Source organism: Peribacillus sp. R9-11 (assembly GCF_031345095.1).
GTDB classification, from domain to species: domain Bacteria; phylum Bacillota; class Bacilli; order Bacillales; family DSM-1321; genus Peribacillus; species Peribacillus butanolivorans.
This window is the reverse complement of the sequence record NZ_CP133763.1, coordinates 4,086,088-4,099,400: the sequence shown is the minus strand read 5'-3', so window position 1 is coordinate 4,099,400 and position 13,313 is coordinate 4,086,088. Positions and strand designations below refer to the sequence as shown.

At 41.1% G+C, this 13,313-nt stretch carries 11 protein-coding genes; 9 read left to right on the top strand and 2 right to left on the bottom strand.

What is annotated here, in order from left to right; translation table 11 throughout:
• Position 1 precedes the first annotated feature (1 nt).
• Together tgt and yajC are read left to right on the top strand one after the other, a co-directional pair.
• The gene (tgt, locus tag RE409_RS19920; RefSeq protein ID WP_056528321.1) at positions 2–1,141 is read left to right on the top strand and encodes a tRNA guanosine(34) transglycosylase Tgt; all 1,140 of its coding nucleotides are present in this window, start codon (positions 2–4) and stop codon (positions 1,139–1,141) included.
• A 39-nt stretch (positions 1,142–1,180) separates the two neighbouring features.
• On the top strand, positions 1,181–1,465 hold the full coding sequence (yajC, locus tag RE409_RS19915) for a preprotein translocase subunit YajC (RefSeq protein WP_098177930.1): 285 nt from the start codon (positions 1,181–1,183) through the stop codon (positions 1,463–1,465).
• A gap of 47 nt (positions 1,466–1,512) precedes the next feature.
• Here the strand turns inward: yajC and RE409_RS19910 are convergent, their stop codons facing one another.
• Complete coding sequence (locus RE409_RS19910) at positions 1,513–1,884, bottom strand: TIGR04086 family membrane protein (protein WP_056528324.1); 372 nt, start codon at positions 1,882–1,884, stop codon at positions 1,513–1,515.
• A 168-nt stretch (positions 1,885–2,052) separates the two neighbouring features.
• Between RE409_RS19910 and RE409_RS19905 the strand changes: the two genes are divergently transcribed.
• Positions 2,053–2,736, top strand: a complete 684-nt coding sequence (locus RE409_RS19905) for a DUF421 domain-containing protein (protein WP_201186010.1) — start codon at positions 2,053–2,055, stop codon at positions 2,734–2,736.
• Between the two features lie 27 nt (positions 2,737–2,763).
• On the opposite strand, the gene spoVB is transcribed toward RE409_RS19905, so the two are convergent.
• Complete coding sequence (gene spoVB / locus RE409_RS19900; RefSeq protein WP_201186008.1) at positions 2,764–4,326, bottom strand: stage V sporulation protein B; 1,563 nt, start codon at positions 4,324–4,326, stop codon at positions 2,764–2,766.
• A 125-nt stretch (positions 4,327–4,451) separates the two neighbouring features.
• Here spoVB and RE409_RS19895 point away from each other — a divergent pair, with 125 nt between their 5' ends.
• The 6 genes from RE409_RS19895 (at position 4,452) to dtd (ending at position 13,258) form a co-directional block, all read left to right on the top strand.
• Positions 4,452–4,799 carry a post-transcriptional regulator gene (locus RE409_RS19895; protein WP_082527668.1) on the top strand — a complete coding sequence of 116 codons (348 nt, stop codon included), beginning with the start codon at positions 4,452–4,454 and terminating at the stop codon, positions 4,797–4,799.
• A 200-nt stretch (positions 4,800–4,999) separates the two neighbouring features.
• Positions 5,000–7,261 carry a protein translocase subunit SecDF gene (gene secDF / locus RE409_RS19890; RefSeq protein ID WP_201223515.1) on the top strand — a complete coding sequence of 754 codons (2,262 nt, stop codon included), beginning with the start codon at positions 5,000–5,002 and terminating at the stop codon, positions 7,259–7,261.
• Between the two features lie 147 nt (positions 7,262–7,408).
• A complete protein-coding gene (gene recJ / locus RE409_RS19885) occupies positions 7,409–9,784 on the top strand; it encodes a single-stranded-DNA-specific exonuclease RecJ (RefSeq protein WP_201186004.1) in 2,376 nt (791 codons plus the stop codon).
• The gene (locus RE409_RS19880) at positions 9,775–10,287 is read left to right on the top strand and encodes an adenine phosphoribosyltransferase (protein WP_053347125.1); all 513 of its coding nucleotides are present in this window, start codon (positions 9,775–9,777) and stop codon (positions 10,285–10,287) included. Before recJ ends, RE409_RS19880 begins: the two co-directional genes overlap by 10 nt.
• A gap of 314 nt (positions 10,288–10,601) precedes the next feature.
• Positions 10,602–12,800, top strand: a complete 2,199-nt coding sequence (locus RE409_RS19875) for a RelA/SpoT family protein (protein WP_201186002.1) — start codon at positions 10,602–10,604, stop codon at positions 12,798–12,800.
• 14 nt (positions 12,801–12,814) lie between these two features.
• The gene (dtd, locus tag RE409_RS19870; RefSeq protein WP_201223517.1) at positions 12,815–13,258 is read left to right on the top strand and encodes a D-aminoacyl-tRNA deacylase; all 444 of its coding nucleotides are present in this window, start codon (positions 12,815–12,817) and stop codon (positions 13,256–13,258) included.
• Positions 13,259–13,313 lie beyond the last annotated feature (55 nt).

Below are 13,313 nucleotides of genomic sequence, written 5' to 3'. Positions count from 1 at the left end.
GTTGACTGCAATACGATATGAGTTAATCAAAACATGTAAACAGACAGGGGCACGGCTAGGTCGTGTTCATACGCCGCATGGTTCTTTTGAAACACCAGCATTTATGCCGGTTGGAACAATGGCAACTGTCAAAACGATGTCACCAGAAGATTTGAAACAAATGGGGGCAGGCATCATCCTAAGCAATACGTATCACTTATGGCTGCGTCCTGGACATGAAATTATCAAGGAAGCTGGCGGATTGCACAAATTCATGAACTGGGACAGGGCGATATTAACCGACTCTGGCGGTTTTCAAGTGTTCAGTTTGAGTGAATTCCGTAAAATTGAAGAAGAGGGCGTACATTTCAGAAACCATATCAATGGTGATAAATTATTCTTATCTCCGGAAAAAGCGATGGAAATACAAAATGCACTTGGCTCTGATATTATGATGGCATTCGATGAATGTCCGCCATTCCCGGCAACCGAAGAGTATATGAAGAAATCAGTTGAACGGACATCACGCTGGGCAGAACGCTGCTTGAATGCGCATGAGCGTCCAAAAGATCAAGGGTTGTTCGGTATCGTTCAGGGTGGAGAGTTTGAAAATCTTCGTAAACAAAGTGCGAAAGACCTTGTCTCCCTTGATTTCCCGGGTTATGCTATTGGAGGATTATCTGTTGGGGAACCGAAGGATATCATGAACCGTGTCCTTGAATTTACAAGTCCATTACTGCCAACTAACAAACCGCGTTACCTAATGGGAGTCGGTTCACCGGACTCATTGATTGATGGTGCGCTCCGCGGCGTAGATATGTTTGATTGCGTACTCCCTACACGTATTGCACGTAATGGTACGTTGATGACAAGCAATGGCCGACTGGTTGTGAAAAATGCGAAGTATGCTCGTGATTTTGGTCCAATAGATGAAAATTGCGATTGTCATGTTTGTAAAAATTATAGCCGGGCTTATATCCGCCATTTGATTAAATGTGAAGAAACCTTTGGTATTCGTCTTACGACTTATCATAATCTTCATTTTCTGTTAAACTTGATGGAACAGGTCAGACAAGCTATTCGAGAAGATCGCCTTGGAGACTTTAGGGAAGAGTTTTTTGAACAATATGGTTTCAATAAGCCAAATGCAAAAAACTTCTAATTCCATAAATATTTTAAAGAATGAAAGGAGTGAAGAAAAATGGGTAATTTAACACAAATACTTCCGTTAATTTTAATGTTCGTATTGTTCTATTTCTTATTAATCCGTCCGCAACAAAAACGTCAGAAGGCTACGCGAAACATGCAAAGTAGTTTGAAAAAAGGTGATAAAGTTGCAACTATCGGCGGCATGCACGGAACAATCGATGCAATCGATGAATTGCAAATTGTCATTAAATCACCAGACGGTTCAAAGCTTACATTTGACCGTGCTGCCATCCGTGAAATTACGGAAAGCGCACCAAATAAAGAAGTAACTGTATAAGACAAACTAAAACCGGGCTATTGTGCCCGGTTTTTTGCTGTGGTTTTTTAATTGGTTCGCGATTCTGAACTCATATTTACTCCAAGCACACCACCCATCATGGCTGTGATCACAAAACAGCCGTAATAAATCCATTGCTTGATGGTGAAAAGTGCATCATTACCTAAATATTGAAAAAGAAACACAACTAAAAGGTAAAGCAAACCAGTACTTCCACCTAAGAAAAGTCCTTGCTTTTTCCCTTTACCTCCTGAAATAAATCCACCAATGAACAGCGATAAAAAGGACACAATCATGATCACGTAGGTCAGGGATGATTCCGTCAATGAAGTAAAACGAAGAAGGATAGAAAAGAGTAAGCTTGCAATCATCGCTATGGCAAAGATGGAGCCGACGCCATAGATTACGGCGACACTCATTTTTTTAGTTTCGATGGTTATTCCCCCTTTTTAAAAGGCTGATACATTTAGCCTGTTGATGTGTTTGTACAAGCATATTCTTCTATTGGAACCTTTAGACCTGGTTTAAGAAGTTCTATGAAATTTGAAAAAGAATATAGAGTAATTTTTCATTTCCAAAGCCATGCTATGGATGAAGGAAGTGTTATTGAATTGGATATCTATCTAGGTATTATTTTTCGAACGACGGTAATCTATTTAGTCATCTGGTTCCTTTTTCGATTGATGGGTAAGCGGGAAGTAGGAGAACTGAGCGTTCTTGATTTAGTGGTATCTATCATGATAGGGGACATTGCTGTGCTATCCTTTGAAGATTTGGAAAAACCGTTTATCCGACAGACTATCCCAATGTTTGTCCTCGCGACCCTCCAAATTACATTAGCATTCATCTCATTGAAAAGTGTCAAGTTTCGCTATTTCATGGATGGTAAGCCACAGATCATCATCAATCAGGGGAAAATAGATGAAAAAGCGATGCGCAGACAACGATATAATTTTGATGACTTATTGACCCAGCTTCGTGAACAAGGAATTATTGATTTAAACGAAGTTCGATTTGCGATCCTTGAAACTTCAGGAAAGCTCTCGGTGATTAAAAATAGCGAAGAAGAAAGGTCGGAAAGTGAATCAATACCCTATCCGCTAATAGTCGACGGAGTGATACAGGAAGAAAATCTTAATAAAATTGGAAAAAATCATTTTTGGCTTCTGCATCAGTTAAAAGAACATGGGGATACAAAGGTTAAAGAGATATCGATTTGCGGATACATAGATGGCCAATTTTACATTGATACAAATGAAACGAAGAAATAACCGAAGCTGCTGTTACTTCGGTTATTTCTATTTCCATGCAAACCTTGATAAAAACACGCCTATTACAGGGATTCGAATTAAGTCTGCTTTTTTTATGAAGCCAGTCAAGAGCATGAAAAATGTGAACAGCAGGAACACAACGGTAACGGAAAGCAACAGTCGGGTTCCTAGAGGCTGAGAGGAGAGTGGATCTTGATAAATATAATAACCACCCCAACCGGAAATTAATGCAATAACTAAAGCCAACATATAACTCCGAAAATGAAGTGTAAAAGGAACAACTTTTAACACAGTTGAAAAATGCAGAAAGGTAACGAGCATCGAACCGACTGCTATTCCGATTGCGGCCCCCATAATACCGAAACTTTCCTTGGATGCCAGCAGCCAGATAACACCAATTTTAAGAATGTTTCCTGCAAGGCTGTTAAACATTGCGGCTTTTGCAAGGTCCAGTGCCTGAAGCATCGACTGCAACGGATATTGAAAATAATAGAGTATGAAAAAAGGTGAAAGAAATTTAATGAAAACAGCAGCGTGGGAAGAGCCATACATTACTTGTAAAATCGGTTCAGCAAAGATGAACAGAGTGACGACAGCTAAACAACCTGTAATAAAGGTGATTTTCAGGGCCTGCTGAAGCCTGTGTTCAACGAGTGAAAAGTTTCCTGTTGTCCTTGCTTCACTAACTGCAGGAACAAGAGCTGTAGCTAAGGAAGCCGTAACAAAAGAAGGAAGCATGAGCAAAGGCAGTGCGTATCCTGTTAACTCTCCGTATTGACTGGTAGCTGCGGCCGCGGTCACACCGGCAAGTGCCAAACTCTGAGCGACCACAATTGGTTCAAAAAACCAAGAAATTGACCCAATCATCCTGCTTCCAGTTGAAGGCAGGGCAATCCCCATCAATTCAGTAAATGTTCCTTTCCCGGATTTGACATTTTTGAAGAAGCCTTTCCGGAATTTAAAATGTTTCTTTAATTTAAAGCTTGTCAATAGGTAGACAAGTGATACAAGCTCACCAATTATTGAGGCAAACATTGCGCCAGCTGCGGCATATTCGATTCCGTATGGCAAAAAGGCCTTTGTCAGGACGGCAATGAAAGTGATACGGGCTACCTGTTCTATAACTTGTGAGAAAGCGAAGGGCTTCATATTTTGCTTGCCTTGGAAATAACCGCGCAAGACAGATGAAATAGCGATAATTGGAACAATAGGGGCAATCGCCATAAGCGGCCATACCGTTCTTTCATCTGTGAATAAATATTCGGATAGAACCGGTGCAAAAAATAGCATCGCAGGAGTAAAGATCATTGATAAAGTAAATGTACAGGCCAAAGAGACGACAAGGATTTTCTTGATTTTCCTTTCATCACCTCGGGCATTGGCTTCGGCCACATATTTGGATATGGCGATTGGCAGGCCTAACTGGGTAATGTTGACGACAAGAAATAGGGTCGGTAAAGCCATCATATATAAACCAACGCCTTCTTCGCCGATAAAACGGGCGATGACGATGCGGTTAATGAACCCAAGAACCCTTGTTATCAGGCTTGCGATTAATAAAATCAGCGTCCCTTTTAAAAACTTAGACATTGAACTCCCTCCCTGCCTTCTCAAAAAAGCGGTTATGCTATACAATTATCTATATGCTTGTACTTGGACAAAGCATGACAAAAGTGTTTGCGTTCTTACAAATGATCGAATTTCCTTCTTAGAAAATGCGCATTCAATTGAGAATCATTTTTACTGGAGGCAAAGTGATGACGAAAAAGAATCACCCATATCAACGTTATTATGTAAAGGTACGTCCATTCTTGAAGAGCAAACGTGAGGAATTCCAAATGGTTGGATTGAATGCTGTTACAGAGGAAGATATATGGGCAACCTTAACCAAGAACAAATGGAAGCGGCCTCAGGAAAACATTCACCTTCACGAACTCGTAGCCGACATTGTGACATTTTCGAGCAACCAGTTCATGACCTTTCAAATGGTCGAAGCTTATAAATCACCAAATCTTTTTGAACCGCTTTCTGAAGAAGAGCTTAAAGAACTTTTGAAAGAATAAAACTGCGAAATACTTAAATTGACAGCAGTTTGTAAATGAATCATAATAGATATGGTTATGCTTTTTTTTGGAAAAAGAGTATGGAGAGCGGTGTCTTTTTTCTAACGATTTGAAGAGAATGCAACCTTATAAAACGAAAAAAAATGACAGTTTTTGAAACTCCATGAACAGGCGTATTATAGAAAGGGGCCTACTACATAATGGTAAAAAGAAGCAGAATCGTTGCGTTTTTTCTAATCGTACTTTTGATTTTCGCAGCGATGGGAACGACTTCAAAAGGAATCCTAAAGGATATCAAGCTGGGTCTTGATCTTCAAGGCGGTTTTGAAGTGTTATATGAAGTAAAACCGCTTTCTGGGGAAAAGATCACTCCGGATGTTTTGAGGGCTACAGTAAGCTCACTGGAGCGGCGTGTCAATGTATTAGGTGTAAGTGAACCTAATATTCAAATCGAAGGGAAAGACCGGATCCGTGTTCAATTAGCCGGTGTTAAAGACCAAAACAACGCTCGGGAAATCCTTTCGACTCAAGCAAAATTATCGTTCCGTGATTACAACGATAAGGAAATGATGACCGGTGCTGACCTGAAAGAAGGCGGCGCGAAACAAACGTTCCAAGATAATAAACCGGTTGTTGAAGTCACGCTGAAAGACGTGAATAAGTTTAAAGAAATCACTCAAAAAATTTCCTCAATGGAAAGCCCGACAAATGTACTTGCAATCTGGTTGGATTTCGAGGAAGGAAAAGATTCCATTAAAGATACAGCTTCACAAGACAATATGATTTCAGCTCCAGCTGTCAGTGAAGTTTTTAATACGAAGAAGGTGTATATTACCGGTCAATTTACGGTGGAAGAAGCGAAAGAGCTTGCAGCCCTTCTGAATGCAGGTGCGCTGCCTGTAGATTTAAAAGAAAAGTACTCTACTTCTGTAGGTGCCCAATTTGGTGCAGGTGCACTAAATGATACTATTTTTGCCGGAATCATCGGAATTGCACTTGTTTTTATCTTTATGCTTGTGTATTACCGCTTCCCAGGATTCATTGCAGTCGTCACTTTAAGCATCTACATTTTCTTGACGCTATTAGTGTTTGATTGGATGAATGCAGTCCTTACGCTTCCTGGTATTGCGGCATTAGTACTCGGAGTTGGTATGGCTGTCGACGCCAATATCATAACCTACGAGAGAATTAGGGATGAATTGAAACTTGGTAGATCTGTTAAAGCAGCCTATAAAGAAGGTACGAAAAATTCACTTAGTACGATCATGGATGCCAACTTAACAACCTTGCTGGCTGCGGCCGTTCTGTTTTATTATGGAACAAGCTCAGTTAAAGGGTTTGCGACTACTTTGATCATTTCGATTTTAATGAGTTTCATTACAGCCGTCTATGGTACACGTCTTTTCATGAGCCTGTGGGTAAATAGTGGGTTCTTGGACAAACGTACAACATGGTTTGGCGTGAAGAAGAAATACATTCACAATTTATCTGAGAAAATTAATTTAATGTCATTGCCAACTCGCTTTGATAAAATCGATTTCGTCAAACATAGGAAAGTCTTTTATAGTATTTCAATCGGTGTTACCCTTATCGGGATTATTTTCTTGTTCGTCTTTAGATTAAATCTTGGTATTGATTTTACTAGTGGTACCCGCATTGAGATTGCGTCCAAAGATGTTTTAACGACTCAGCAAGTCAAAACCGAAATGAAAAAGGTCGGTATTGCTGCGGATGATATCAAGGATGTTAGGCTCGCTGGACAAGAAAATAAAAATGCTGTCGTTCGTACAGTCGGTGTGCTTAATAAACAGGAAATCGCTGAGTTGAAGGACTACTTCAAGAAGGATTATGGAACAGAACCGAATGTCAGCACCGTATCCCCGACAGTCGGAAAAGAACTCGCGAAAAATGCTATGTTTGCGTTAGCGATTGCATCACTCGGCATTATCTTGTATGTATCCATACGATTTGAATGGCGGATGGCTGTTCCTGCCGTCGTAGCGCTTATACATGACGCGTTCTTTATTATTACGATATTTAGCCTACTTCGACTTGAAGTAGATATCACCTTCATTGCTGCGGTTCTGACGATTGTCGGTTATTCCATCAATGATACGATCGTAACCTTTGACCGTATTCGTGAAAACCTACGCTTCAGTCGTAAAATCAAAACCGTTGAAGAGCTTGAGAATATTGTAAATATCAGTATCAGGCAAACATTGACGAGATCCATTAACACCGTACTAACCGTTCTCATTACGGTTATCGCGTTGGCGATCTTCGGTAGTGAAGCTATCCGAAACTTCTCAATTGCCCTGTTTATCGGTTTAATATGTGGCGTGTATTCGTCTTTATTAATCGCATCTCAATTCTGGCTTGATTTGAAAATCAAAGAATTGAAGAAAAAAGGACCACTGAATACAGCAAAAGAAAAGAAACAAAGTCTTGAAGGACAAGTTTAATATGTGAGAGGGGGGGCTGGCATGATGCCAGCCTTCTTTTTGTGAGACTAGCTTTTTGAATTGGGAAATACAGCCATTTTTGAGTTTGAAATAAAATTGAAACCGTTATTGTCGTTTTGTATAATAAGTAAGTTGAGGGGTGAATTTATGTTAAAGCCAAAAACACGGTGGAACTTACGAACTGCCGATGAAAACAAAGTTGCTGAACTAGCGGAAGAGCTTCATATCACACCCTTAGTTGCGGCCTTACTTGTGAATCGTGGCCTGGATACAATTGAAAGTGCCCGATCATTTTTATTTGTAAAAAATCAAACTTTTCATGATCCATTTTTACTGAAAGATATGGATAAAGCAGTATATAGAATAAAAGAAGCCATTCAAAACGGAGAGAAAATCAGGGTTTTTGGTGATTATGATGCGGACGGCGTGACATCGACTACGGTGATGATGACGACGCTTACTAGACTAGGAGCCGATGTGGACTTTTATATTCCTAATCGGTTTACAGAGGGCTACGGGCCGAATCCAATGGCATTCCGCTTGGCTGCTGAGCAAGGTGTAAAGGTATTAATAACCGTGGACACGGGAATTTCCGCAGTTGATGAAGCGAAACTTGCTAGCGAGCTTGGCATGGATTATATTTTGACGGATCACCATGAACCGGGGCCGGAACTTCCCGAAGCACTAGCGATTATTCATCCAAAACTTGAGGACAGTTCCTATCCATTTGAAGATCTTGCTGGCGTAGGGGTTGCTTTTAAACTGGCACATGCCTTGCTAGGTGAACTGCCAGAGGATTTGCTGGAGATTGCGGCAATCGGTACCATTGCGGATTTGGTACCTTTAAAAGGAGAAAACCGCCTCATTGCAGCGAAAGGGATTGAGCAGTTACGCTTAACTAGACGTCCGGGGCTTGTTGCCCTAATGAAAGTGGCGAATATTCAGCAGGAAGCATTGAATGAGGAATCAATCGGCTTTGCAATGGCACCACGAATCAATGCAGTTGGCCGCCTTGGTGATGCTGACCCGGCTGTTGATTTATTGATGTCTGAAAACTTGGCTGAAGCGACGGAACTGGCTAATGAAATCGATGATATTAATAAAGAGCGTCAGGCGATGGTTGCTGCAATGGCGGAAGAAGCGATTCAAGAGGTTGAGGAAAACTTCCCACCGGAGTCAAATGGTGTGCTTATTATCGGGAGAGAAGGCTGGAACGCAGGGGTAGTGGGTATTGTAGCCTCCAAACTGGTTGAACGCTTTTACCGTCCGACCATTGTGTTGAGCTATGACCGAGAAAAGGGGCACGCGAAAGGTTCAGCCCGGAGTATTGCTGGATTCGACCTTTTTGAGAGTCTCTCTACTTGTCGCGAATTGCTGCCTCATTTTGGTGGACATCCGATGGCTGCGGGAATGACCTTGAAAATAGAAGACGTACAGGAGCTTAGAGATCGCATGAACATGATTGCGAAAGAACAGCTCAGCGAAGAAGATTTCACACCTATTACCAACTTGGATGGAGCCACAACATTAGCGGAAGTTTCCATTCAAACGATTCAGGAAATGAGCCTGCTAGCGCCATTTGGAGTTACCAATCCAAAGCCTAAAATCTTGATAGATTCCGTCCAGCTTTCAAGTGTCCGTAAAATTGGCGCCAATCAGAATCACTTGAAGGTGCAGCTTGAAGATAGTGAGAATCATAAACTCGACGGCGTTGGGTTTGGTCTAGGTCATTATGTGGATGAAATAGCTCCGCATGCAGAAGTCTCCGTGATCGGCGAGCTTTCCATTAATGAGTGGAATAATATCAAAAAGCCGCAAATCTTTGTTCAGGATGTATCGGTCAATCATTGGCAGCTCTTTGATTATCGCGGCAAGGGACAGGCAGAGAAGTGGCTAGCTGAGATACCGGTTCATAATCGGAAAATTGTTATTTTCTCGGAAGATATTTATAGAAGATATCCTTTTTTACAAAACCATCCCGATCTTGTTTTAATCAAGAATGAACAGGAAGCAGATCAGCTCGACTGCATGCAAGGACATGTGGTTCTTATGGACATGCCCCCGTTAAGAGAGTTGTTAAAACGGGTGATTGAAAATAAGAAGCCGTCGCGGATATACGCACATTTTTCTCATGAACAGGATCATTTCTTAAGTACGGTGCCAACACGGGACGACTTTAAATGGTTCTATGCCTTTCTTGCTAAAAAGGGTCCGCTTGATGTGAAAAGGTATGGTGATGATCTTGCCAAATACCGAGGCTGGTCAAGAGATACAGTGGATTTTATTTCAAAGGTGTTTTTTGAGCTTGATTTTGTTACAATAGAGAATGGGTTAATTATGCTCACAGCCAATGCGAAAAAACGCGATCTCAGTGAGTCTGAATCGTTTATAAGAAAGAAAGAGCAATTTGAGCTTGAACAAGAGCTTGTCTATTCTTCCTATCAGCAATTATTCGATTGGTTCAATCATTTTTTAGTTCATGAGGCAACAGACCTTGAGGAGGAAACAAAGCAATGGATTTAAAGCAATATGTAACAATTGTGCAAGACTGGCCAAAACCGGGTATTGTCTTCAAAGATATTACAACATTAATGGATAACGGCGCAGCTTATAAATACGCAACAGACCAAATCGTCGAGTACGCTCGCGATAAAAATATCGATTTAGTGGTCGGACCGGAAGCACGCGGATTCATTATCGGATGTCCAGTCGCATACTCATTGGAAGTGGGCTTTGCGCCAGTGAGAAAAGAAGGAAAGCTTCCACGTGAAACGATAAAAGTCGAATATGGCTTAGAATATGGTAAGGATGTATTGACTATCCATAAAGATGCCATTAAACCAGGACAACGTATCCTGATTACGGACGATTTACTTGCTACTGGCGGTACAATCGAAGCAACGATCAAATTAGTGGAAGAGCTTGGCGGAATTGTAGCCGGGATTGCATTCCTTATTGAATTAACAGACCTAGACGGTAAAGATAAATTAGAAGGCTATGATGTTTTAACACTAATGAACTTTTAATAAAGAAGAGCACTCTGACCAGGGTGCTCTTTCTGTTTTACCCGTTTTTCATAGATTTTGTCGAATTTCCAGTGAAAAAAAGAACTATTCTTAATAAAATACATGTTTTACCCTTTACATCCATGCCATTTTTTTCGATAATAGTAATAATAAAGAGTTTTCTGCTATTAAGTTTATTTGCACTTGTATCCGTTTCGGCGGATTTATTTTTTTCGCAAAAATTGTCACGTTTTGCTGAACAAAGAGAAGTGCTACCAATCATACTCAATCCGGTTAATATCCGGTGGCAGTTAAAGTGGGGTTAAGGTGATTAAATGGCTAACGATCAAATATTGACTGCCGAGCAAGTTGTAGAAATGGCCAGCTTATATCTTCAGCCGGAAGAAGCTGAATTTATTCATAGAGCGTTTAAGTATGCAGAGTATGCTCACCGAGAACAATTTCGTAAATCGGGAGAACCGTATATTATTCATCCGATTCAAGTAGCGGGTATTCTGGCTGATCTTGAAATGGATCCTGCAACTATTGCGGCAGGCTTTTTACATGATGTTGTTGAAGACACGGAGGTCACTCTGAAGGATATTGAAGAGAATTTCAGTCCTGAAGTCGCCATGCTCGTTGATGGTGTGACCAAATTAGGGAAAATTAAGTATAAATCACAGCAAGAACAACAGGCGGAAAACCATAGGAAAATGTTCGTTGCGATGGCCCAGGATATCCGGGTCATATTGATTAAGCTTGCTGACAGACTGCACAATATGCGGACATTGAAGCATCTGCCGCAGGAAAAGCAGAGAAGAATTTCGAACGAAACATTAGAAATCTTTGCGCCGCTTGCTCATCGTCTTGGGATCAGTACGATTAAATGGGAACTTGAAGATACGGCACTAAGGTATTTGAACCCGCAGCAGTATTACCGAATCGTCAACCTTATGAAGAAAAAGCGTGCAGAACGTGAACAGTATTTAGAAGAAGTCATTGATGAAGTGCGTAAAAACGTGGAAGAAGTCAATATTAAAGCAGACCTCTCTGGTAGACCGAAACATATATACAGTATTTATCGCAAAATGGCGTTGCAGAATAAGCAGTTCAGTGAAATTTATGACCTGCTTGCGGTTCGGATTGTCGTCAATAGCATAAAAGACTGTTATGCCGTTTTAGGGATCATTCATACATGCTGGAAGCCGATGCCTGGCCGATTTAAAGACTATATCGCGATGCCGAAGCCGAATATGTATCAATCCTTACATACGACGGTAATCGGGCCAAAAGGCGATCCGCTTGAAGTGCAAATCCGTACCTCCGATATGCATCGCATTGCCGAGTTCGGGGTTGCCGCACACTGGGCTTATAAAGAAGGAAAAGATGTTGGTGAACAGCCTTCATTAGAGGAAAAATTGACTTGGTTCAGGGAAATTCTTGAATTCCAGGATGACGCAACAAACGCCGAGGAATTCATGGAATCCCTTAAAATCGATCTTTTTTCTGATATGGTGTTCATTTTTACGCCAAAAGGCGATGTTATTGAACTTCCGTCAGGATCCAATCCGATTGACTTTGCTTACCGGATTCACTCGGAAATCGGTAACAAAACGATAGGGGCCAAAGTGAACGGGAAAATGGTACCGCTGGATTATAAACTAAAAACAGGCGATATTATTGAAATTTTAACATCCAAGCATTCATATGGTCCAAGTCAAGATTGGCTTAAACTCACGCAAACATCTCAGGCGAAAAATAAAATCCGTCAATTTTTCAAAAAGCAGCGCCGAGAAGAAAATATCGAAAAAGGCAAAGAACTTGTTGAAAAAGAAATCAGGATCATGGAGTTTGATCTGAAGGAAATCCTGACATCTGAGAATATTAAGCGCGTTTCGGATAAATTCAATTTCCTGAATGAAGAAGATATGTATGCAGCGGTTGGTTATAACGGAATTACAGCCCTTCAGGTAGCGAACCGCCTTACTGAAAAATGGCGTAAGCAGAAGATGGTCGAGCAAGAAGCAGATATTTCGGAAGCTGTTGCTGATCTGAAAACTTTCCCTAATTCCTCCAAAAAACGTGACTCAGGTGTACGTGTACCGGGAATTGAGAACCTCCTTATCCGTTTATCACGCTGTTGTAATCCGGTTCCTGGGGATGAAATCGTTGGTTATATTACAAAAGGCCGTGGAGTATCTGTCCATAGACAAGACTGTCCGAACCTAGAAAGCGGTGATTCCGATCATCGTCTTGTGCCTGTTGAATGGGAAAGCAAGATTAACGAACGTAAGGAATATATCGTTGAAATTGAGATCAGCGGATATGATCGCCGCGGCTTATTAAACGAAGTGTTGCAAGCTGTCAACGAAACAAAGACAAATATTTCAGCAGTATCAGGTAAATCGGACCGGAATAAAGTGGCGACCATTCACATGTCGATTTATATCCATAACATTGCACATCTACAAAAGGTCGTCGACCGTATAAAACAAATTTCAGATGTCTATTCCGTTAGAAGGATTATGAACTAAGGAGTTTTATTACTATGCGTGTTGTTTTACAACGTTCCAAAGCTGCCAAAGTTGTTGTGGCAGGCCAAACAATCGGGCAAATTGACAGCGGACTAGTCCTGCTAGTTGGTGTCACCCATGGCGATACAATAGATGACGCCATCTATTTGGCCGATAAGATTGTTAATCTTAGAATTTTTGAAGATGAAAATGAAAAGATGAACCACTCACTACTAGACGTTGGTGGTTCGATTCTATCAGTTTCACAATTTACGCTATATGGCGACTGCCGTAAAGGCCGTCGTCCGAACTTCATGGACGCCGCCCGTCCTGAAGAGGCGAACAAAATTTATGAATCATTCAATGAAGAACTACGCAAAAAAGGCGTCCATACTGAAACCGGTCAATTTGGCGCAATGATGGACGTTCAGCTTACTAATGACGGACCTGTAACATTAATAATGGAAAGTAAAAAGTAACCTGCTGCGGCAGGTTTTTTTGTTGAGAAAAAGTGATTGTAAACAAATTGAAAGC